The following is a 21,893-nucleotide window of genomic DNA, read 5'->3' on the forward strand; positions in this document are numbered from 1 at the left end:
GGCAACCCCGCAGAACGGCCGACAGTACGGGGCTATAGCTCAGTTGGTAGAGCGCCTGCATGGCATGCAGGAGGTCAGGAGTTCAATTCTCCTTAGCTCCACAGTGAGACCTCAGGTGAGGTCGACAGAAGCGGGTCATCCGAATCGGATGGCCCGCTTCTGTGTGTGCGGCCACCTTCCGCGTGTGCGCGGCCCGCTCCGTGCCGCCGCCGCAGCCAGGTGTCCGCGCGGGCCGTACGGTGCCTGCGGTACCCTGACGCCATGCGTGCCGTACGCCTCCTGCTTAGTGAGCCGCGCTGATCAGTCCCGACCGATGAAGTGTCCCCGGTCGGCATCAGCGCGGCGTCCCCTCCTGTGCGAGGGGCTTTTTCGTTTGGTGCCACAGGCACCACAGCCATGAGGATCGCGGGCAGAGACGACCGATGGAGCTTTGAGGATCATGACCGAGACGAATTCTTCCCCCGCTGCCGCAAGCGCGGGAGGGCCCTCATCCGAGGTGGCCGCAGCGCACCGATACACCGCTGCCATGGCCGCCGACATCGAGGCACGCTGGCAGGACTTCTGGGACGCCGACGGCACGTACGACGCACCGAACCCGACGGGTGAGCTGGCGGACGACCCGGTCATGGCGGCCAGGCCCAAGAAGTTCATCATGGACATGTTCCCGTACCCCTCCGGCACCGGCCTGCATGTCGGCCACCCGCTGGGCTACATCGCCACGGACGTCTACGCCAGGCACCAGCGCATGACCGGCCACAACGTCCTGCACACCCTGGGCTTCGACGCCTTCGGCCTGCCGGCCGAGCAGTTCGCCGTACAGACCGGCACCCATCCGCGGGCCTCCACCGAGGCCAACATGGAGAACATGAAGTCCCAGCTGCGCAGGCTGGGACTGGGCCACGACAAGCGCAGGTCGTTCGCGACGATCGACCCCGAGTACTACAAGTGGACCCAGTGGATCTTCCTGCAGATCTTCAACTCCTGGTACGACCAGGACGCGCAGCAGGCCCGCCCGATCGCCGAACTGGCCGCCCAGTTCGAGAGCGGTGAGCGCCCTGTCCCCGGCGGCCGTGCGTGGAGCGCGCTGGACGCGGTGGCCCGTGCCGACCTGCTGAGTGAGTACCGGCTGGCGTACGCGTCGGACGCCCCGGTCAACTGGTGTCCCGGCCTGGGCACCGTCCTGGCGAACGAGGAAGTGACCGCCGACGGCCGCTCCGAGCGCGGCAACTTCCCCGTCTTCAAGGCGAAGCTGCGCCAGTGGAACATGCGCATCACCGCGTACGCGGACCGGCTGCTGTCCGACCTGGACGCGCTGGACTGGCCCGAAGCGATCAAGCTGCAGCAGCGGAACTGGATCGGCCGCTCCGAGGGCGCCCGCGTGGACTTCGCGGTCGGCGGGGACTCCCGTCCGATCACGGTCTTCACCACCCGCCAGGACACGCTGTTCGGCGCGACCTACATGGTGCTGGCGCCCGAGCACGAGCTGATCTCCGGCGAGAAGCCGATTGTCCCGGACGCCTGGCCCGAGGGCACGCACGACGTGTGGACCGGCGGCCACGCGACCCCCGGCGAGGCCGTCGCCGCCTACCGGGCCTTCGCCGCGTCGAAGTCCGACGTCGAGCGGCAGGCCGACGCGAAGGAGAAGACCGGCGTCTTCACCGGTGTGTACGCGGTCAACCCGGTCAGCGGCGACCAGGTCCCCGTCTTCATCGCCGACTACGTCCTGATGGGGTACGGCACCGGCGCGATCATGGCTGTCCCGGCGCACGACAGCCGTGACTTCGCTTTTGCGCGCGCCTTCGAGCTGCCGATGCGCTGTGTCGTCGAACCGTCCGACGACCGCGGCACCGACCCCTCCACCTGGGACGACGCCTTCGCCTCGTACGACGCGAAGCTGGTCAACTCCACCCACGACGGCATCTCCCTGGACGGCCTGGGCGTCGCCGATGCCAAGGAGCGGATCACCGAGTGGCTGGCCGCGCGCGGCGCCGGTGAGGGCACGGTCAACTTCCGGCTGCGCGACTGGCTGTTCAGCCGCCAGCGCTACTGGGGCGAGCCCTTCCCGATCGTCTACGACGAGGACGGCATCGCGCACCCGCTGCCCGAGTCGATGCTGCCGCTGGAACTGCCCGAGGTGGACGACTACTCGCCGCGCACCTTCGAGCCGGACGATGCGGACACCTCTCCCGAGACCCCGCTGTCCCGCAACGAGGACTGGGTCAACGTCGAGCTGGACCTGGGTCTGGGCGACGGTGTCAGGAAGTACCGCCGCGAGACCAACACCATGCCGAACTGGGCCGGTTCCTGCTGGTACGAGCTGCGCTATCTGGACCCGCACAACAGCGAGAAGCTGGTCGACCCGGCCATCGAGCAGTACTGGATGGGCCCGCGCGACGGCCAGCCGCACGGTGGCGTCGACCTGTACGTCGGCGGCGCCGAGCACGCCGTACTGCACCTGCTGTACGCGCGGTTCTGGTCCAAGGTGCTGTTCGACCTGGGGCACATCTCGTCGGTCGAGCCGTTCCACAAGCTGTACAACCAGGGCATGATCCAGGCGTTCGTCTACCGCGACAGCCGTGGGATCGCGGTGCCCGCCGCCGAGGTCGAGGAGCGGGACGGCGCGTTCTGGTTCGAGGGCGAGAAGGTCAGCCGCGTCCTGGGCAAGATGGGCAAGTCCCTGAAGAACGCGGTCACTCCGGACGAGATCTGCGCGGAGTACGGCGCGGACACCCTGCGCCTGTACGAGATGGCCATGGGCCCGCTGGACGTGTCACGGCCGTGGGACACCCGCGCGGTGGTCGGCCAGTACCGGCTGCTGCAGCGGCTGTGGCGCAACGTCGTGGACGAGGAGACCGGCGAGGCCGGTGTCACCGACAGCGAGCCCGGTGAGGAGACGCTGCGCGCGCTGCACAAGGCGATCGACGGCGTCGGCCACGACATGGCGGGGCTGCGGTTCAACACCGCCATCGCCAAGGTCACCGAGCTGAACAACTACCTGACCAAGGCGGGCGGCCCGGTGCCGCGCACGGTGGCCGAGCAGCTGGTCCTGCTGGTCGCGCCGCTGGCGCCGCACATCGCCGAGGAGCTGTGGCGCAGGCTGGGGCACACCGAGTCCGTGGTGCACCAGGACTTCCCGGTGGCGGACCCGGCGTATGTCGTGGACGAGACCGTGACGTGTGTCGTCCAGGTCAAGGGCAAGGTGAAGGCGCGGCTGGAGATCTCCCCGTCGATCTCGGACGAGGACCTGGAGAAGCTGGCGCTGACCGACCCGGGTGTGGTCGCGGCGCTGGGCGGGGCCGGGATCCGCAAGGTGATCGTGCGGGCGCCGAAGCTGGTGAACATCGTTCCGGCCTGATCGGAGCTGATCCGGGCTGGTCCGGGCTGATCTGGGCTGATCTGGCTTGTTGTCGGTCCGATCAGGCCTGGTCCGGTCTGATCGAGGCTGGTCTGGTCTGATCGAGGCTGGTCTGGTCTGATCAAGGCTGGTCCAGTCTGATCGGGGCTGGTCCGGCCTGATCGGCGCGGGAAGCCCCGGGGTTTCCCCTACGGGCAGGTTGGGGGTTCTGATGGAACCCTCAGCCTGCCCTTTCCGTTTACCGTGGAGGTATCGAGTCCGACAACCGAGGGACGCTCCATGGAAGCCGTGATCCTGATCCTGGTGCTGCTGTTCCTCGTCTTCGTCGGCGTGGGGGCGTACGCGGCGGTCAAGGTGGTGGGAGCCGCGAGGCGGAGCGTGGACCGGACGATTTCGCAGGCCCGGCGCACCGTCGAGGACACCACGCTGCGGGCGAAGAGCTACGGCCAGCCGGGCGCCGCGGGAGAGGTGGCGCAGCTGAGGCTCTCGCTGCGCACGTCGATGCGGGCCACTCAGGACGCCCTGCACGCGGGCGTGGCCGAGGACGAGTCGCTGCGCGAGACGCTGGGCCTCTTCGAGCGGCTCAGCGCGCACGGCCTGGAGCTGGATGCTGAGCTGCGGCGGCTGGAGCGGGAGCCGGACAAGACCGGGCTCAGGCAGCGGCTGCCGGCCCTCCGGGAACGCACGGAGCAGATCACGCACTCGGCGGATGCGCTGCGCTGGGCGGCCCGGGACCGGGCGCGGAAGTTCGCCGACGACGATCTGATCGCGCTGAACGAGCAGATCGATGTGGAGGCGGGGGCGCTGCGGCACTGGACGACACCGGCGGCCGACGGGCATCCGCAGGGGCGGGCAGAGAGGGCCGGTTCCGGTTCCGATTCCGGTTCGCCGGCCGACTCGGGGTCCTGGTCCTCGGCCGGTGAAGGGGCCGCCGGTGCGAGCGACGCCGGACACCGGGCCGCGCCCGACGCGATCACCGGCAGGGACCCGAACCGACAGCAGCGCTACCCGTGGCAGAAAGCTGCGCGCCCGGAGAGCACCACCTGAGTGACCGTCGAAAGCACCTCAGGCACGGGGACAGGCGCGGGTACGGGCACCGGCGCGGGTACGAGTACCGGCACAGGCACGGATTCCGCCGGCTCTTCCGGTTCCGCTGGTTCCGCTGACGAGTCCGCCGGTTCCGCTGACGAGGGGTCGCACTGCCGGGCCGCCGCACCTGCGGGTAATCTCCGGCTCATGTCCCGCCATGTCGCGATCGTGACCGATTCCACGGCCTACCTGCCGCAGCAGACCCTGGCGCGGCACAACATCACAGCGGTGCCGCTGACGGTGGTCCTCGGAGACCGGGCCCTGGAGGACGGTACGGAGACCTCGGCCCGCGCCCTGGCGCTGGCGCTGCAGAAGCGGCGTTCGGTGACCACGTCCCGGCCCGGCCCTGAGGTGTTCGCCGCCACCTACCGGGCGGCAGCCGACGCGGGTGCGAGCGGAATCGTCTCGCTCCATCTGTCGTCCGAGTTCTCCGGTACGTACGACGCCGCGGTGCTGGCGGCGCGGGACGCCCCCGTCCCGGTCCGCGTGGTCGACACCGGCATGGTCGCCATGGCCCTCGGCTTCTGCGCGCTCTCCGCGGCCGGGACGGCCGGGTCGGGCGGTTCGCTGGACGAGGCGGTGGCGGCCGCGGAGAAGTGCGCCGGGGGGATGTCCGCGTACTTCTACGTGGACACGCTGGACTATCTGCGCCGCGGAGGCCGGATCGGCGCCGCACAGGCACTGCTCGGCTCGGCTCTCGCGGTGAAGCCGTTGCTGCAACTCGACGGTGGCCGTATCGAGATGCTGGAGAAGGTACGGACGGCCTCGAAGGCGATTGCCCGGCTGGAGGAGATTGCCGCCGACCGGGCGGGGGACGGCCAGGTGGACATCGCGGTGCACCATCTGGCGGCACCCGAGAGGGCGGCCGCACTCGCGGAGCGACTGCGGGAACGGGTGCCGGGGCTTGTGGACCTGCACGTCAGCGAGGTCGGCGCGGTCATCGGCGCACATACGGGCCCTGGGCTGCTCGGGGTTGTGGTCTCGCCCCGCTGAGTGGATCTCTCGGCCGGATCCGCTGAGTTGATCTGCTGTGTTGATCTGGCTGGGTCGATCTATTGGGCGGATCTGCTGAGTGGATCTGCGAGTTGATCTGCTGGGCGGACCGGAGGCGCTCGTTCGGGTGGCCGTGTTATCCACAAGTTCCGGTGTTTCCACCGTAATTGACCTTGATCAGCAAGGTTGTGCCGATCTCTCTACTGTCTCGTGGCATGACTTCCCGCACGCTCACGTCACGTTCCGCGACCAGCGGTCCCGGCCGGGCTCCGGCATCGGACGGCCGCACCCGTCACACCGGCTCGCGCCGCCGTATCCGGCTCAGGTATGCGCGGACGGTGCCGGACGCGGCGCTGCGCCTCCGCGCGGATGCGCTCCTTCCCGCGCGGTCGGCTGCTTCGGTCGCTCCGGTGGATGTGACGGCCCGATCCAGTAGGCCAGTTGCAGCGGACCAGGTGGGCGAGGCCGGCCGACCGGGTGGTGGGGTGCCTGGTGGTGATGAGCGGGACCGTGGGGTGCCGGGTGGTGGCGTGCCCGGTGGTGATGAGCGGGAACGTGGGGTGCCGGGTGGTGGCGTGCCCGGTGATGGTGTGCCGAATGGTGATGTGCCGCTTGGTGGTGCGCCCGGCAGTGGTGCCCCGGCTCCCGGCCGCATGGGCGCGGCGGTGGCCCGGGTGGGGGAGGCCCTGCGGGAGCGGCTGCCGCTCTGGGTACAGGCGCGCTGCGGGCTGACGCCCCGGACGCTCGCCGCTCTCGCGGTCGTGCTCGTCGTGGCAGCGGCTCTCGCCGCCCAGCACTTCTGGGCCGGGCGCCCGCGTTCCGTTCCGGCGCCCGCCGTGGTCAGCGCGGGTCTGCCCGCCGCCGGACCACGGCCCGCCGGGGAGCAGCCGCCGTCCGGGCCGCACCCGTCCCCGGAACCGCCGCCGTCCGGACCGCTGCCGCCCGGGACGGGGCCCACGCACCCCGGGGCGGCCGCCGCGCGGATCGTCGTCGATGTGAGCGGCAAGGTCCGGCGCCCGGGAATCCAGCGGCTGCCCGCCGGATCGAGGGTGACCGACGCGTTACGGGCGGCGGGCGGGGTGAAGGACGGTACGGACACGTCGGGGCTCAACCAGGCCCGGGTGCTCACGGACGGCGAACAGGTGGTGGTCGGCGGCCCGCCCGTTCCGTCGGACACGGCAGCGGGAGGCACCGGCAGCGGTGCGGGTGGCCCCGGTGTCCCCGCCGCGTCCACCACGGGACCGGTCAGCCTCAGCAGCGCCACCGTCGAGCAGCTGGACACCCTGCCCGGTGTCGGCCCGGTACTGGCGCAGCACATCATCGACTACCGCACGGAGCACGGCGGGTTCACATCCGTCGATGAGCTCCGGCAGGTCACCGGCATCGGCGACCGGCGCTACTCCGACCTCCAGCCCCTCGTACGGCCATGACGCGCGCGGCTGTTCACGCGGCATCCGGCCATCGGCTCGGCGCGGCCGATCCCCGGCAGGAGGGCCCTGCCGACCTGCGGCTGGTGGCGCCCGCCCTGGCCGCCTGGGCCGCGGCGGCCCTGTCCCTCGCGGTACCGGGACGGTGGTCCCTCTGCGCCACTGCGGTCTGTCTCTGCGCAGCGGCGGCGCTGATGGCAGTGGCATCGGCGCGGGGGCGCGGGGGTGGTGTCGACGGAGGGGTTGCCGGCCGGCCGGGGCGGCGGCTGAACGCGACAGCGGTGGCCGCCGCCCTGCTGTGCGGCGCAGCCGGGGCCGCGTCCGGCGGGCTGTACGCAGCCGACGTCCGGCGCGGGCCCGTGCCCGAGCTGGCGCGTGAATCGGCCCGGGTCACGGTGGAGTTGACCGTCACATCAGATCCCCGTCCGACGCGCCCCCGGATTCGTGGCGATCACGCGACCCGCGCATCCGTCGTCCTCGACGCCGATGTGACCCGGGTGCGGGCCCCGGACGGTACGACGTCCACGGTCCGCACGCCGGTCCTGGTGATCGCCCACACGCCCGAGTGGCAACGGCTGCTGCCGACCACCCGGCTGCGGTTGAGTGCCCGTCCGCAACCGCCGCTCCCCGGCGACCACCGCATCGCGGCCGTGCTCAGCGCGGAAGGCAGCCGGCCGCCCCAGATCATCGGTGCGCCGACCGGAGTGCAGCGTCTGGCGGGGCACCTGCGCGCCGGACTGCGCGAAGCAAGCGAAGGGCTCGCCCCGGACGCACGGGCGCTGCTCCCCGGGCTGGTGGTGGGCGACACCTCCCGGATCACGCCCGACCTCTCCGACGCCTTCAGGACCACCGATCTCACCCACCTGCTCGCGGTGTCCGGCAGCAACCTCACCCTGGTCCTTGCTCTGCTCATCGGCCCGCCGGGCACCGCACTGCGGGCGGAGAGGGGCGGACTCGCGCCACGGCTCGGGATCCCGCTGCGGACGACGGCCGTGCTGGGCGGGGCTCTCACTCTGGCCTTCGTGATCGTGTGCCGACCGGACCCGAGCGTGCTGCGTGCTGCCGCCTGCGGGCTGGTCACCCTGCTCGCGATCGGCACCGGCCGCCGGAGATCGCTGGTCCCCGCACTGGCCGCCGCGGTCCTGCTGCTGGTGCTGTACGACCCCTGGCTGGCCCGCAGTTACGGCTTTCTGCTCTCCGTCCTCGCCACCGGCGCCCTGCTCACGGTCGGCCCGCGCTGGAGCGCCGCACTGCGGCGGCGTGGAATGCCGCCGAGGCTCGCCGAGGTCGTCGCTGCCGCAGCCGCCGCGCAGGCGATGTGCGCGCCCGCGATCGTTCTGCTGGCGTCCCGTGTCGGGCTGGTGGCCATCCCCTGCAACCTCCTCGCCGAGCTAGCGGTGGGACCCGCGACGGTTCTCGGTTTCGCCGCCCTCGTCGTGGCTCCGCTGTGGGGCGCGGCCGCCACCGTGCTGGCCCACTGCGCCGGGTGGCCGGCCGGCTGGATCGCGGCCGTCGCCCGGCGGGGCGCCGCACTGCCCGGTGCGGAGATCGACTGGCCCGGCGGATGGCCCGGCGCGCTGCTGCTCGCAGCGGTCACCGTCGTCCTCGCAGCGGCTGCCCGCGGAGTGCGGCGCCACCCATGGGTCAGCGCGGCCTGCGTCCTCCTGCTGCTGCTCGCGGTCGTCCGGCCCGCTCCGCTCACCCGGGTCGTCACGGGCTGGCCGCCGCCCGGATGGAAGTACGCGATGTGTGACGTGGGACAGGGCGACGCGACGGTGCTCTCCACCGGTGCGGGGACGGCGGTCGTGATCGACACGGGCCCCGACCCCCGCCTCGTCGACCGCTGTCTCCGGGCCCTCGGAGTGACCCGCGTCCCGCTGCTCCTCCTCACCCACTTCCATGCCGATCACGTAGCCGGTCTGCCCGGTGTGCTGCGCGGCCGGACGGTCGGTGCGATCGAGACGACGAACCTCCAGGACCCACCGGACCAGAGCGCGTCCGTACGACGGGAGGCAGCGGCGGCGCGGATCCCTCTCGTCCGGGCGGGACCGGGGGAGCAGCGCCGTGTCGGGCAGCTGAGCTGGCAGGTGCTGTGGCCGCCCGCGGCACCGGCGCCCGTCGCCGACGGGCCGAACGACGCCAGTGTCACCCTGCTGGTCCGCACCGCGGGCCTGACCCTACTGCTGCCGGGCGATCTCGAACCGCCCGCCCAGCAGGCGCTGTTGCGGGCCTACCCGGCGCTCCCGCCGGTGGACGTGCTCAAGGTGGCGCACCACGGCTCGGCCTACCAGGACCCGGCACTGCTGCGTGCGCTGCGCCCCCGGCTCGCCCTGATCTCCTGCGGCGAGGACAACCCGTACGGCCATCCGGCACCGCGTACGGTCGCGTCGCTCCGGGCGGGCGGTGCCACGGTGCTGCGCACGGACACGGACGGCTCCGTCGCGGTGACGGGGACGGGGCCCGCGCTGCGGGCGATACCGGCGGGCCGGTGACACCGGGCCCACCGCCGTGCCCAGGACGGCGCGGGCGCGCGCGGTCCATGCCCAGGCCGGCGCGGGCGCGCGGAGCTCGTGCCCAGGACGGCGTGGACGCCCGTTCCGCCGTTCAGGGCAGCTCGGGGCGGGTGTGGTGTTCAGTCGAGCCAGGTGCCGTCGCGCATCAGGTCGCGCCCGGCGATCTCGTTCACCTCGCGCCAGGCCTGGACCACCCTCGGGGTGATGCGCAGATACACGTACCCTTTCTCGGCGCGCGGGTCCCAGGTGAGCTTCGCGGCGAAGGCGTCGGCTGCCGTGGTGCGGCTGTCGTCCGTCAGCAGTTCGCCCTCGCCCTCGATGAGTACCACGTCCCTGGTGCTGCCGAGCGTGACCCTGACGCGTCCGTCGCGCACCAGGTTGGCCCCGGTCGGGTTGGTGCGCCGGGTGCAGACCACCACGCCGTCCTCGTGCCACACGAACGACAGGGGTACGAGGCATGGTTCGCCGTCCGCGGCGGCCGTGGCCACCCAGCAGTCGACGTCCTGTTCCAGCCGGCCGAGGGTGTCCTGCCGTCGTTGCTGCCGGCTGCGCGCCGGTTGCGTGTTGGTCATGGCCGACCACGCTAGTGGTGACCGGCCGCCGGGGGATCGTGCTGCGGTCCTAGGCGTCAGGGCCTAGGCCGTCTCAGGTCTCGGGGAGGGCTCCGGGCAGCTCTCCGGGCAGGCCTCCGGTCAGCTCTGCTTGCTTTGGCGCGAGTCCGTACGCGGAGCGAGACTGCCTCCATGGACCGACAGCTGGAGACCCCGGGGGAGGACCCGCCCGGGACCCCGCCCGAGACTCCTCCCGGGACTCCATCCGAGACTCCTCCCGGGACCCCGCCCGGGGCCTCGCCGGAGCCCGCCTGGGTGGCCGCGTACCTCCGGCGCATCGGGTGCCGCCGTCCGGCCGTGCCGGACTCGGCGGCGCTCCGTGAGTTGCAGCTGCGGCATCTGCGGACAGTGCCGTTCGAGAACCTCTCCATCCACATCGGCGCGGCCATCGTGCTCGCCGACGCCCCGCTCATCGACAAGATCGTCGGTGCCCGGCGCGGTGGTATCTGCTACGAACTCAACGGCGCCTTCGCGGCGTTGCTGCGGGCTCTGGGCTTCCAGGTGACGCTGCTCCAGGCCCGGGTGCACAGTGCCGACGGTGGTTTCGGCATCCCGTACGACCATCTCGCCCTGCGGGTCGGGACGGCCGACGGTACCGGGCCCTGGCTCGCCGACGTCGGGTTCGGCGATCACAGCCACCACCCGCTGGTGTTCGGTGCGCGAAGCGGCCAGCAGGACCCCGGAGGCACGTTCCGGATCGCGAGCGCGGCCGGCGGCGACCTCGATGTCGTACGCGGCGGAAAGCCGCAGTACCGGCTGGAGCAGCGCCCCCGCGAGCTGGCCGACTTCGAGGCGGGAGCCTGGTACCACCAGACGTCGCCCGCCTCCCACTTCACCCGGTCGCTCGTCTGCACGCGGCTCAGCGACCACGGCCGGATCACGCTCAGCGGCAGCAAGCTCATCACCACCGTGCACGGCGAGCGGCACGAGCAGAACCTCGGAAGCGACCCCGCCGTTCTCGCCGCCTACCGCGACCACTTCGGGCTGGAATTCGACCAGGTGCCGACAGTAAAGGACCTTACTAAGGACATTACTTCGGAGTAAGTACAACTCGTGACACCTGCTCGCCAACCCCCACGACCAGCGCCGTTTGCCCAGAACGTGCCAACAGTGATCGAATGCATATTCGTCAGCGGGTCGCCGCCCCGGCAATGACGTCCGAGCGTGCGTGCGACCGAAGGCCGGCGTGATGCGCGGGGGGTTCTGCAGAAGTGTTCAGACGTTGGTTCGGTAACCGGTCGAAGGCCGGAGCAGGACGCAGTGGCGGCCCCCTCGGCGGACTGACATTGCCGGCTCATGCGGGAGTGCTGAGCTGCCGGGTGCTCGACCCCGTCAACGGGCCCGTACAGCAGGCCGAGTTCGTCCTCACGGACACCATGGGCCGCAGAACCGTCGGTGGCGAGGCCGATCCGTACGGCTCCGTTTTCGCCACTGTCCCGCCGGGCGAGTACCGACTGGCCGTCACCGCCGAGGGTTTCACCCCTTTCCACGGCAGTGCCACCGTCACCGAGGGCGGCCACTCCGGTCTGGGAGACGTCACGCTCCAGGTCGCCCAGCCCCCCTCGCTGCCGGAACCGGGCGAGTGGGAGATCGAGCCGATGCACTCGCAGATCAGCTTCACCGCCCGCCATATCGGACTGGCCCGTATCCACGGCCGGTTCAACACCTTCGCCGGTGCGGTCAGGATCGCGGACCACATGGAGAATTCCGCGATGCACGTCATCATCGACGCCGCGTCCATCGACACCAATGTCCAGATGCGCGACGACCATCTGCGCTCGGGGGACTTCCTCGATGTGGCGCGCTTCCCGGTCATGGAGTTCTACAGCGAGCGCTTCGTGCACCGCGGCGGCAGCCGCTGGGGCGTGACCGGCGCGCTCACCCTGCACGGCGTCAGCCGCACCGTCACGCTCGACACGCAGTACCTGGGCATCGGCAACGGCATGGAGGGCGAGGTGCGCGCCGCCTGCCGCGCCACCACCGAACTGCACCGTGACGACTTCACCATGCGCTGGCAGACCATGCTGGCCCGCGGTATCGCGGCGGTCGGCAACAGCATCACCATCGACCTGGACGTCCAGATCGTGAAGAAGCAGGACGGCTGAGCAGGGCCCGACTTGGGGGCCAGAACCTAAGGCGCCTCCAGCCACCCGTCGTACTCGGCGGCGAATGCGTCCAGCGCCCCGGGATCCAGCCGCTCCTGCGGGTCCTCGACGACGACCAGCCACTGCGCGTCCTCGGCGTCGTCCTCCCCGGCCAGCGCGTCCCGGACGAGCTGGGGCTCATCGGCCACCCCGAAACGGTCGGCGATCTCTCCGGCCACCTCATCGGCGGCATCGCGGTCGGGCAGCACCAGTACGTGTCTCACATCGCTCACCCGGCCATTCTCCGGCACCGCCCGGGGCTGTCAGTGCCGCGTGGGATGCTGGACCGCGATGATCCGGAAACAGAGTCAGCAGAACTCCGCAGACAACCCTCTCGTGCCGCTCACCCTCGCCGTGGGTCAGGAGGACCTGCTGCTCGACCGTGCCGTCCAGCAGGTGGTCGCCGCCGCCCGCGCGGCCGACGCCGACACCGACGTCCGCGATCTCACGTCCGACCAGCTCCAGCCGGGCACGCTCGCCGAGCTGACCAGCCCCTCGCTCTTCGCGGAGCGCAAGGTCGTCATCGTGCGGAACGCACAGGACCTCTCCGCCGACACGATCAAGGACGTCAAGAGCTACCTCGGCACCCCGGCCGACGAGATCACCCTGGTGCTCCTCCACGCCGGAGGCGCCAAGGGCAAGGGGCTGCTGGACGCCGCACGCAAGGCCGGCGCCCGCGAGGTCGCCTGCCCGAAGACGACCAAACCGGCCGAGCGGCTCTCCTTCGTACGGTCGGAGTTCCGGGCCCTGGGCCGTTCCGCGACCCCCGAGGCGTGCCAGGCGCTGGTCGACTCCATCGGCAGCGATCTGCGGGAGCTCGCGAGTGCGGTCTCCCAGCTCGTCGCGGACGTCGAGGGCACGATCGACGAAGCGATCGTCGGGCGGTACTACACGGGACGCGCCGAGGCCTCCAGCTTCACCATCGCCGACCGTGCCGTCGAAGGCCGCGCGGCCGACGCGCTGGAGGCGCTGCGCTGGTCGCTGTCGACCGGGGTCGCCCCCGTACTGATCACCAGCGCCCTGGCGCAGGGCGTCCGGGCCATCGGCAAGCTCTCGTCGGCCCGCGGCGGGCGCCCCGCCGATCTCGCCCGTGAGCTGGGTATGCCGCCGTGGAAGATCGACCGGGTACGGCAGCAGATGCGCGGCTGGACACCGGACGGGGTGGCGGTCGCGCTGCGCGCCGTCGCGGAGGCGGACGCCGGGGTCAAAGGGGGCGGCGACGACCCGGAGTACGAGCTGGAGCGCGCCGTGGTCACGGTGGCACGGGCGGCCCGGATGCGCCGCTGACGGCTGTTCCGCCGGTCCGCACTCCCGACGTAACGGGTCCCGACCCCTGCCCCCACGCGCCCACATGGGCGACCCCGGACATGCCGAAAGCCCCGCCTCCGTCCTGGGGAAGGACAGGGGCAGGGCCTCGGCTCAAGCGTTGGTGCGCCGCACCCGCGTGGCGAACGCAGGCCGTGTGCGGCGCGGGGTGTCGTACCGGAGCGGTAGAGGGGCCGCTGGGCCCGGGACGACGGGGTGGGGCTGGGGCTCGTGGAGAGCCCCGTAGGTCGAAGTCACGCGAAAGAAGTCACGCGAATACGGTCAGCCACGAGGGCGGACCGGTTCGGTCAGCTTCAGGCGGAGAGACCGGCGACGCGCTTGGCGATCGCCGACTTCTTGTTGGCCGCGGAGTTCTTGTGGATGACGCCCTTGCTGACAGCCTTGTCGAGCTGCTGCGAGGCCAGCCGAGCGGCCGCGGTGGCCTTCTCGACGTCGCCCGCGGCAACGGCCTCACGGGACTTGCGGATCGCGGTCTTGAGCGACGACTTGACGGCCTTGTTGCGCAGGCGCGCCTTCTCGTTGGTCTTGTTCCGCTTGATCTGGGACTTGATGTTCGCCACGAAAGAGCCTTTTCAGGTTCGATGAATTCGAAATTTCCATGAGTGCCACCGCACCGACCGCCATGAACCGTGTGGAGCGTTCATCCGGAAGGCCCAGGAGGCACAGCTGACCACGGTACCAGCCCGCCATCCACCGGCCCAAAACGGGATCGGCCCCCCGGTCATGGGACCATGGAGCCTACGTATCGATCCGCCATCGCCCGAGACGAGACGCCCGGCGTCTCAAGAATCAGGACCCTGCGTGCCCGCGACTCCTACCAACGTGCCCGAGCCGAGCCGTACCGACCCGGCGCTGATCCGCAATTTCTGCATCATCGCGCACATCGACCACGGCAAGTCGACCCTTGCCGACCGGATGCTCCAGCTGACCGGGGTGGTCGACCAGCGGCAGATGCGCGCTCAGTACCTCGACCGGATGGACATCGAGCGCGAGCGCGGCATCACGATCAAGTCCCAGGCGGTCCGGCTGCCCTGGGCGCCCACCACGGGCGGGGACCTGGGCACCACCCATGTCCTGAACATGATCGACACCCCTGGTCACGTGGACTTCACCTACGAGGTCTCGCGTTCCCTCGCCGCCTGTGAGGGCACGATCCTGCTGGTCGACGCGGCCCAGGGCATCGAGGCGCAGACCCTCGCCAACCTGTATCTGGCGATGGAGAACGACCTCACGATCGTTCCGGTCCTCAACAAGATCGACCTGCCGGCCGCGCAGCCCGAGAAGTTCTCCGAGGAGCTGGCGAACCTCATCGGCTGCCAGCCCGAGGACGTGCTCAAGGTCTCGGCGAAGACCGGCGTCGGCGTGGACGTGCTCCTCGACCGGGTGGTCAAGGACGTGCCCGCCCCGGTGGGCCAGGCCGACGCCCCCGCCCGCGCGATGATCTTCGACTCGGTCTACGACTCGTACCGGGGCGTCGTCACGTACGTCCGTGTCATCGACGGCCAGCTCAACAAGCGCGAGCGCATCCGGATGATGTCCACCAACGCCACCCACGAGCTGCTGGAGATCGGGGTCTCGTCCCCGGAGATGACCCCGGCCGACGGCATCGGCGTCGGCGAGGTCGGCTACATCATCACCGGCGTGAAGGACGTCAGGCAGTCGAAGGTCGGTGACACGATCACCTCGCTGCACAAGGGCGCCACCGAGGCCCTGGGCGGCTACAAGGACCCCAAGCCGATGGTGTTCTCCGGGCTCTACCCGCTGGACGGCTCGGACTACCCGGACCTCCGTGAGGCCCTGGAGAAGCTCCAGCTCAACGACGCCGCCCTGGTGTACGAGCCGGAGACGTCGGCGGCTCTCGGCTTCGGCTTCCGGGTCGGCTTCCTCGGCCTGCTCCACCTCGACGTGGTCCGGGAGCGGCTGGAGCGCGAGTTCAATCTGGAGCTCATCGCCACCGCGCCCAACGTGGTCTACCGCGTGGACATGGAGGACGGTACCGAGCACATCGTCACCAACCCGAGCGAGTTCCCCGAGGGGAAGATCGACAAGGTGCACGAGCCGGTCGTCCGCGCCACGGTGCTGGCCCCCAGCGAGTTCATCGGCGCGATCATGGAGCTCTGCCAGAACCGCCGCGGCACGCTGCTCGGGATGGACTACCTCTCCGAGGACCGGGTCGAGATCCGCTACACCCTGCCGCTCGCCGAGATCGTCTTCGACTTCTTCGACCAGCTGAAGTCGAAGACCCGCGGCTACGCCTCGCTCGACTACGAGCCCACCGGCGAGCAGGCGGCCCAGCTCGTCAAGGTCGACATCCTGCTGCACGGCGACAAGGTCGACGCGTTCTCCGCCGTCACGCACAAGGACAAGGCGTACGCGTACGGGGTGCGGCTCGTCGCCAAGTTGCAGAAGCTGATCCCGCGGCAGAACTTCGAGGTGCCGATCCAGGCGGCCATCGGAGCCCGGGTCATCGCCCGTGAGACCGTCCGCGCCATCCGCAAGGACGTCCTCGCCAAGTGTTACGGCGGTGACATCTCCCGTAAGCGGAAGCTGCTGGAGAAGCAGAAGGAAGGCAAGAAGCGGATGAAGATGGTCGGCAACGTGGAGGTCCCGCAGGAGGCCTTCATCGCGGTGCTCTCGACCGACGAGTCCGGCGAGAGCAAGAAGAAGTAGCCGGAGCAGTCGGTCCGAGAGGCAGAGGTGACCTGCGCGAACCGGCGGTAACCGGCGAGAACCGGAACGAGATTCGACAGACGGGCCCCCGCGCTGCGGCATGGGGGCCCGTTCGTTATGAAGCGCACGGCCGTTCCCTCTTACGTGGCGGACACAGGCGCTCTACTCTGATCACTAGTTACTCGCCAGTTTAAATAACAGCCACCAGCCAGTCGCGCAGAGCTGCCCGCAGGCCCGGAGGACGACGTCGTGAGCGACACACAGACCTTGATCGAGACCCGGCCGCCCTCCGTGGCGACCCTTTTCACCCAGCGGGTGGCCGAGACGCCCGATGCCGAGGCGTACCGCTATCCGGTACCCGCGGCCTCCGGCGACGGACCTGACGAGTGGAAGTCCCTGAGCTGGGGCCAGGCGGCCGAGCGGGTGTACGCCATCGCCGCCGGCCTCATCGACCTCGGCGTGCGGCCCGAGGAGCGCGTCGCGCTCGCCTCGTCGACCCGGGTCGAATGGATTCTGGCCGACCTCGGCGTGATGTGCGCGGGAGCCGCGACGACGACGATCTACCCGTCGACCAACACCGACGAGTCCGCGTACATCCTCTCCGACTCCGAGAGCCGGGTGCTGATCGCGGAGGATGCCGGCCAGCTCGCCAAGGCCCGGGAGCGGCGGGCCGAGCTGCCGGATCTCCACCATGTGGTGGTGATCGACAGCGCGGGCCTGGAGCCCGACCCGGCCGACGAGGACGGCTGGGTCCTCTCGCTGGCCGATCTGGAGGCCCGCGGAGCCGCGTACCTGGCGGCGAACCCCGGTGCCGTCAAGGAACGGATCGGCGCCATCACCTCCGATCAGCTCGCCACGCTGATCTACACCTCGGGCACCACGGGCAGGCCCAAGGGCGTGCGGCTGCCGCACGACAACTGGTCGTACATGGCCAGGGCCACGGTCTCCACCGGGCTGATCACCAAGGACGACGTCCAGTACCTCTGGCTGCCGCTCGCGCACGTCTTCGGCAAGGTGCTGACCTCCGGCCAGATCGAGGTCGGCCATGTCACCGCGGTGGACGGCCGGGTCGACAAGATCATCGAGAACCTTCCGGTGGTCCAGCCGACCTATATGGCAGCCGTCCCGAGGATCTTCGAGAAGGTCTACAACGGGGTCGCGGCCAAGGCGCGGGCCGGCGGCGGCGCCAAGTACAAGATCTTCCAGTGGGCCGCCGAAGTGGCACGCGAGTACGCGAAGGTCACCCAGGACAACTTCCGGCACACCGGCTCCGCTTCGGCGCCGTTCGCGCTCTCGGCCAAGCACAAGGTCGCCGACGCGCTGGTGTACGCCAAGATCCGCGAGGCATTCGGCGGGCGGCTGCGCGCCTGTGTCTCGGGCTCGGCCGCCCTTGCCCCCGACATCGGGCTGTTCTTCGCCGGTGCGGGCATCCACATCCTGGAGGGGTACGGCCTCACCGAGTCCAGCGCCGCCTCCTTCGTCAACCCCGGCGAGGCCTACCGCACCGGCACCGTCGGCAAGCCGCTGCCCGGCACCGAGGTCCGGATCGCCGACGACGGCGAGATCATGCTCCGCGGCCCCGGCATCATGGCGGGCTACCACCGGCTGCCGGACAAGACCGCCGAAGTCCTGGAGTCCGACGGCTGGTTCCACACCGGCGACATCGGCGAGCTGTCGTCCGACGGCTATCTGCGGATCACCGACCGCAAGAAGGACCTGATCAAGACGTCGGGCGGCAAGTACATCGCACCGGCCGAGGTCGAGGGCCAGTTCAAGGCGGTGTGCCCGTTCGTCTCCAACATCCTGGTGCACGGCGCGGACCGTAACTTCTGTACGGCCCTGATCTCCCTCGACGAGCCGACCATCCTGGGCTGGGCCGAGGAGAACGGCCTGGGCGGCCGGTCGTACGCCGACGTGGTGGCCTCCAAGGAGGTCGAGTCGCTGATCGACGGCTATGTGAAGCGGCTCAACGAGGGCCTCCAGCGCTGGCAGACGGTCAAGAAGTTCCGGCTGCTGCCGCGCGACCTGGACATCGAGCACGGTGAGCTGACCCCCAGCCTCAAGCTGAAGCGGCCGGTCGTGGAGCGGGAGTACAAGGCGCTCATCGACGACATGTACGCGGGCTCACGCGAGGCGTAGCCGCGGTCCGGGCGCGGAGCGGGACCGGCGGCGGGATCCGCCGCCGGTCCCCACCCGCAGCCACACCCGCCGTCACCCCCGATGGGCGGCTCCGCAGGACCGGATCCGTACCGGATTCCTGTCTCCGCCACCGCGCCCACCAGTGGTTTCTCTTTCCGACACGGCCCATTTGAGTAACTCGACGCATATGGGCGGGCTCAGTCTGTCACTCTGTCGGTGTCGTCATCGGCGCAAACGTCAGATCTGGTCAGGGAGCCACCGAGTGGGGTCCATTCCCGGGTCCATTCCCGTACAGAGGGAGACCGCGGTCCATACCGTGCGCCCCTCCGGGCCACCGGCAGGCGTGCCGTCGGTGGTCCGCACCAGCCTGCCCGGCAACCCGCTGTCCCCGTCCGCCGCGCGCCGGTTCGTCCGGGCCGCGCTCGCCGACTGGACCGCGCTCGGCCTGCCGGCCACCGGATTCACCGACCAGCTCGCCGACGACTCCGCCCTGATCGCCAGTGAACTCGTCACCAACGCCGTCGTGCACGCGGGCACCACGGTCGAGGTGCTCGTACGGCTGGAGGGCGCGGCGGGCGACGAGCCGCCCGCGCTGGTGATCGAGGTCTCCGACCACCACCCGTCGCGGGAGGTGCGCAACGACCCGGACGACCACCAGGACGGCCTGCCGGAGTACGGCCGCGGGCTGCGGCTCGTCTCGTCCCTGGCCGAGGCCTGGGGCATCACCTACCGCACCGGACTCAAGACGGTCTGGACCCGGCTGCCGCTCGACGGGGGCGACCCGCAGCCCGCCGCAGGCGGCGACCGCCGCCTGCGCCGCGGGCTGCGCGCCGCCGAGATCCTGGCCCCCGCGCCCCGGCACAGACAGGGCGCGGAGCGGGAGTGGAGCAGCAGCGGCGCGCTCAGCTTCCTCGCCGAGGCATCCGAACTCCTCGCCGGGCAGTTCGACGAGGACATGATCGCCGCACTGGCCGCGCAGCTCCTGGTGCCCCGGCTCGGCGACTGGTGCGCCGTCTGGCTGGACCCGGAGGCCGGCGGCCCGGGACGCAGACCGAGGCTGTCGCGGGTCTGGCACGCCCACGAGAGCCGGGTCGACGAGCTGCGGGCGGTACTGGAGAAGGAGCCGCCGCAGCTGCCCGAGTCCGCGCGGGGCGGCGCCGTGGCCCTGGAGTGGCCCTTCGCCGACGGGACGGCGGGCGCCGACGGCAGAGCGGGCGCCGACGGCACGGTGCTCGGCTACCGGCTGCTCGCGGCGGGCCGCCCGCTGGGCACCCTGCTGCTCGGCCGGGCCGCCGGGCGGCGCGCCCACGAGGAAGTCACCGCCCTGGTGGGCGACTTCGCACGCCGGGTCGCGCTGGCGATCGGTGCCGCGCGTCAGTACACCCGGCAGGCCACCATCAGCAGGGTCCTCCAGCGCGGCCTGCTGCCCAGCAGCGTCGCCGAGATCCCCGGCATGGACAGCGCCCTCGTCTACGAGCCGCGCGGCGAGGGCGTCGCGGGCGGCGACTTCTACGACGTCTTCCCCGGCGACAGCGCGGGCGGCCGCTGGTGCTTCGCACTCGGCGACGTCCAGGGCAGCGGCCCGGAGGCGGCCGTCGTCACCGGACTCGCCCGCCCCTGGCTGCGGCTGCTCGCCCGCGAGGGCTACCAGGTCTCCGAGGTGCTCGACCGGCTCAACAAGCTGCTGCTCGACGACGCGATGGAGACCGCCGAGGCGGCCGCCCGGATGGTCGCGATGGCCGGCGGCCAGGAACTGCACGAGGACCCCCAGTCCCGGTTCCTCTCGCTGCTCTACGGCGAGCTGGTGCCGCTGCCCGACGGTGCGGGAGTCCGGTGCACCCTGGCCAGCGCTGGCCACCCGCTGCCGCTGCTGCTGAGCCCCGACGGCGCCGTACGGGCCGCCGCCGCGCCCCAGATGCTGCTCGGCGTGATCGAGGGGGTCGCGTACGAGAGCGAGACGTTCGACCTGGTGCCCGGCGACACACTGCTCTGCGTCACCGACGGCGTCACCGAGCGGCGGGCCGGCCCGCGCATGTTCGACGACGGCGACGGCCTCTCGGCCGAGCTGGCGGGCTGTACGGGGCTGACCGCGCAGGGCGTCGCCGAGCGGATCAAGCAGGCGGTCTACGCGTTCGGCGTGGAGCCGCTGGACGATGACATGGCGCTCCTGGTGCTGCGGGCGGAGTAGTCCCCGGACCGGGGGACAATGGGGGCATGCCTTCCGTACTGCCCGATGGTGAGCCCATGCCCGATGACGGGGCGCTGCCCGGTCATGCCCTGGAGGGCGCGGGTGAGCGGCCGCTCGGGTTCTATCTGCACGTGCCCTACTGCGCGACGCGCTGCGGGTACTGCGACTTCAACACCTACACCGCGACCGAGCTGCGCGGCTCGGGCGGTGTGCTGGCCTCGCAGGACAACTACGCGTCGACCCTCACCGAGGAGATCCGGCTGGCCCGCAAGGTGCTCGGCGACGACCCGCGCCCGGTGAGCACCGTCTTCGTCGGCGGCGGCACGCCGACCCTGCTCGACGCCGCGGACCTGGTGCGCATGCTCGCGGCGGTCCGGGACGAGTTCGGCCTCGCCGACGGCGCCGAGATCACCACCGAGGCCAACCCGGAGTCCGTCGGCCCGGAGTATCTGGCGACGCTGCGGGCCGGAGGCTTCAACCGGATCTCGTTCGGGATGCAGAGCGCGCGGCAGCACGTCCTGAAGATCCTCGACCGGACCCACACCCCGGGCAGGCCCGAGGCGTGCGTCGCGGAGGCGCGCGCCGCGGGCTTCGAGCACGTCAATCTGGACCTGATCTACGGCACGCCCGGCGAGTCCGACGACGACTGGCGGGCCTCGCTCTCGGCGGCGGTCGGCGCCGGACCCGACCACATCTCCGCGTACGCGCTCATCGTCGAGGAGGGCACCCAGCTGGCCCGCCGGATCCGGCGCGGCGAGGTGCCGATGACGGACGACGACGAGCACGCGGACCGCTATCTGATCGCGGACTCGGTCCTGGCCGACGCGGGGTTCTCCTGGTACGAGGTCTCCAACTGGTCCACCACCGACGCGGGCCGCTGCCTGCACAACGAGCTGTACTGGCGCGGCGCGGACTGGTGGGGCGCGGGCCCCGGCGCGCACAGCCACATCGGCGGCGTGCGCTGGTGGAACGTGAAGCACCCCGGCGCGTACGCGGCGGCCCTGGCGGCCGGCAAGTCACCCGGCGCGGGCCGGGAGATCCTGCCCGCCGAGGACCGCCGGGTGGAGCGCATCCTGCTGGAACTGCGCCTCCGCGACGGCTGCCCGCTCGCCATCCTGGCCCCGGCGGGCCTGGCCGCGTCCCGGCGGGCCCTGGCGGACGGACTGCTTGAGGCGGTGGCCTATGAGGCGGGGCGGGCGGTGCTCACCCTGCGGGGGCGGTTGCTGGCCGATGCGGTGGTGCGGGACCTGGTGGACTGAGGCTGCGGCCGGCCGCGCAGGGTGCTGGTTGCTGCCGCCTGCACGGGGCTCCGCCCCGGACCCCGCTCCTCGATCTCCCCCAGGAGGGGCTTGAACTCTCCGGCGCTCGGTGGGCTGGAAATTCCGGCGCTCGGCGGGGCTGGGGATGCCCTGCGCCGAGCAGGTAGGGGCAATCCGTC

15 protein-coding genes and 1 tRNA gene are annotated in these 21,893 nt (G+C 71.2%); 13 read left to right on the forward strand and 3 right to left on the reverse strand.

Going from position 1 to position 21,893, the window contains the following annotated elements:
* Positions 1 to 28 precede the first annotated feature (28 nt).
* The 6 genes from OG385_RS22645 (at position 29) to OG385_RS22670 (ending at position 9,356) form a co-directional block, all read left to right on the forward strand.
* Positions 29 to 101, forward strand: a tRNA-Ala gene (locus OG385_RS22645).
* 338 nt (positions 102 to 439) lie between these two features.
* On the forward strand, positions 440 to 3,355 hold the full coding sequence (leuS, locus tag OG385_RS22650; RefSeq protein ID WP_266857092.1) for a leucine--tRNA ligase: 2,916 nt from the start codon (positions 440 to 442) through the stop codon (positions 3,353 to 3,355).
* A 279-nt stretch (positions 3,356 to 3,634) separates the two neighbouring features.
* Positions 3,635 to 4,402, forward strand: coding sequence for a hypothetical protein (locus OG385_RS22655; protein ID WP_266857094.1), 768 nt, complete (start codon positions 3,635 to 3,637; stop codon positions 4,400 to 4,402).
* A gap of 189 nt (positions 4,403 to 4,591) precedes the next feature.
* Positions 4,592 to 5,437: a DegV family protein gene (locus tag OG385_RS22660; protein ID WP_266857096.1), complete on the forward strand. Its 846-nt coding sequence runs from the start codon at positions 4,592 to 4,594 to the stop codon at positions 5,435 to 5,437.
* A 215-nt stretch (positions 5,438 to 5,652) separates the two neighbouring features.
* Positions 5,653 to 6,867, forward strand: a complete 1,215-nt coding sequence (locus OG385_RS22665; protein WP_266857098.1) for a ComEA family DNA-binding protein — start codon at positions 5,653 to 5,655, stop codon at positions 6,865 to 6,867.
* Positions 6,864 to 9,356: a ComEC/Rec2 family competence protein gene (locus OG385_RS22670; protein WP_266857100.1), complete on the forward strand. Its 2,493-nt coding sequence runs from the start codon at positions 6,864 to 6,866 to the stop codon at positions 9,354 to 9,356. Before OG385_RS22665 ends, OG385_RS22670 begins: the two co-directional genes overlap by 4 nt.
* 140 nt (positions 9,357 to 9,496) lie before the next feature.
* On the opposite strand, the gene OG385_RS22675 is transcribed toward OG385_RS22670, so the two are convergent.
* Positions 9,497 to 9,949, reverse strand: a complete 453-nt coding sequence (locus OG385_RS22675; RefSeq protein ID WP_266857103.1) for a pyridoxamine 5'-phosphate oxidase family protein — start codon at positions 9,947 to 9,949, stop codon at positions 9,497 to 9,499.
* Positions 9,950 to 10,120: 171 nt separating this feature from the next.
* On the opposite strand from OG385_RS22675, the gene OG385_RS22680 reads away from it, so the two are divergent.
* Together OG385_RS22680 and OG385_RS22685 are read left to right on the forward strand one after the other, a co-directional pair.
* On the forward strand, positions 10,121 to 11,032 hold the full coding sequence (locus OG385_RS22680) for an arylamine N-acetyltransferase (RefSeq protein ID WP_266857105.1): 912 nt from the start codon (positions 10,121 to 10,123) through the stop codon (positions 11,030 to 11,032).
* 167 nt (positions 11,033 to 11,199) lie between these two features.
* Positions 11,200 to 12,093: a YceI family protein gene (locus tag OG385_RS22685; RefSeq protein ID WP_266857107.1), complete on the forward strand. Its 894-nt coding sequence runs from the start codon at positions 11,200 to 11,202 to the stop codon at positions 12,091 to 12,093.
* Positions 12,094 to 12,119: 26 nt separating this feature from the next.
* Here the strand turns inward: OG385_RS22685 and OG385_RS22690 are convergent, their stop codons facing one another.
* Positions 12,120 to 12,365, reverse strand: a complete 246-nt coding sequence (locus OG385_RS22690; RefSeq protein WP_266857109.1) for a hypothetical protein — start codon at positions 12,363 to 12,365, stop codon at positions 12,120 to 12,122.
* 58 nt (positions 12,366 to 12,423) lie between these two features.
* On the opposite strand from OG385_RS22690, the gene holA reads away from it, so the two are divergent.
* Positions 12,424 to 13,419 carry a DNA polymerase III subunit delta gene (holA, locus tag OG385_RS22695; protein WP_266857111.1) on the forward strand — a complete coding sequence of 332 codons (996 nt, stop codon included), beginning with the start codon at positions 12,424 to 12,426 and terminating at the stop codon, positions 13,417 to 13,419.
* 332 nt (positions 13,420 to 13,751) lie between these two features.
* On the opposite strand, the gene rpsT is transcribed toward holA, so the two are convergent.
* A complete protein-coding gene (gene rpsT, locus OG385_RS22700; protein ID WP_266857113.1) occupies positions 13,752 to 14,018 on the reverse strand; it encodes a 30S ribosomal protein S20 in 267 nt (88 codons plus the stop codon).
* Positions 14,019 to 14,259: 241 nt separating this feature from the next.
* Between rpsT and lepA the strand changes: the two genes are divergently transcribed.
* From lepA to hemW, 4 genes are all read left to right on the forward strand, one after another.
* On the forward strand, positions 14,260 to 16,128 hold the full coding sequence (lepA, locus tag OG385_RS22705) for a translation elongation factor 4 (protein ID WP_266857115.1): 1,869 nt from the start codon (positions 14,260 to 14,262) through the stop codon (positions 16,126 to 16,128).
* Positions 16,129 to 16,377: 249 nt separating this feature from the next.
* Positions 16,378 to 18,267, forward strand: coding sequence for a long-chain fatty acid--CoA ligase (locus tag OG385_RS22710; protein WP_266857117.1), 1,890 nt, complete (start codon positions 16,378 to 16,380; stop codon positions 18,265 to 18,267).
* A gap of 316 nt (positions 18,268 to 18,583) precedes the next feature.
* Positions 18,584 to 20,455, forward strand: coding sequence for a SpoIIE family protein phosphatase (locus tag OG385_RS22715; protein ID WP_266861080.1), 1,872 nt, complete (start codon positions 18,584 to 18,586; stop codon positions 20,453 to 20,455).
* Between the two features lie 56 nt (positions 20,456 to 20,511).
* Positions 20,512 to 21,714, forward strand: a complete 1,203-nt coding sequence (gene hemW, locus OG385_RS22720; RefSeq protein WP_266861082.1) for a radical SAM family heme chaperone HemW — start codon at positions 20,512 to 20,514, stop codon at positions 21,712 to 21,714.
* The last annotated feature ends 179 nt before the right edge of the window (positions 21,715 to 21,893 follow it).

The organism is Streptomyces sp. NBC_01306 (genome assembly GCF_026340465.1).
In the GTDB taxonomy this organism is placed as follows: Bacteria; Actinomycetota; Actinomycetes; order Streptomycetales; family Streptomycetaceae; genus Streptomyces.

Excerpts from the sequence above, each read along its gene's own strand:
- leuS (WP_266857092.1), top strand. The coding sequence starts at position 440 with ATGACCGAGACGAATTCTTCCCCCGCTGCCGCAAGCGCGGGAGGGCCC.
- OG385_RS22655 (WP_266857094.1), top strand. The coding sequence starts at position 3,635 with ATGGAAGCCGTGATCCTGATCCTGGTGCTGCTGTTCCTCGTCTTCGTC.
- OG385_RS22660 (WP_266857096.1), top strand. The coding sequence starts at position 4,592 with ATGTCCCGCCATGTCGCGATCGTGACCGATTCCACGGCCTACCTGCCG.
- OG385_RS22665 (WP_266857098.1), top strand. The coding sequence starts at position 5,653 with ATGACTTCCCGCACGCTCACGTCACGTTCCGCGACCAGCGGTCCCGGC.
- OG385_RS22670 (WP_266857100.1), top strand. The coding sequence starts at position 6,864 with ATGACGCGCGCGGCTGTTCACGCGGCATCCGGCCATCGGCTCGGCGCG.
- OG385_RS22675 (WP_266857103.1), bottom strand. The coding sequence starts at position 9,949 with ATGACCAACACGCAACCGGCGCGCAGCCGGCAGCAACGACGGCAGGAC.
- OG385_RS22680 (WP_266857105.1), top strand. The coding sequence starts at position 10,121 with ATGGACCGACAGCTGGAGACCCCGGGGGAGGACCCGCCCGGGACCCCG.
- holA (WP_266857111.1), top strand. The coding sequence starts at position 12,424 with ATGATCCGGAAACAGAGTCAGCAGAACTCCGCAGACAACCCTCTCGTG.
- hemW (WP_266861082.1), top strand. The coding sequence starts at position 20,512 with ATGCCCGATGACGGGGCGCTGCCCGGTCATGCCCTGGAGGGCGCGGGT.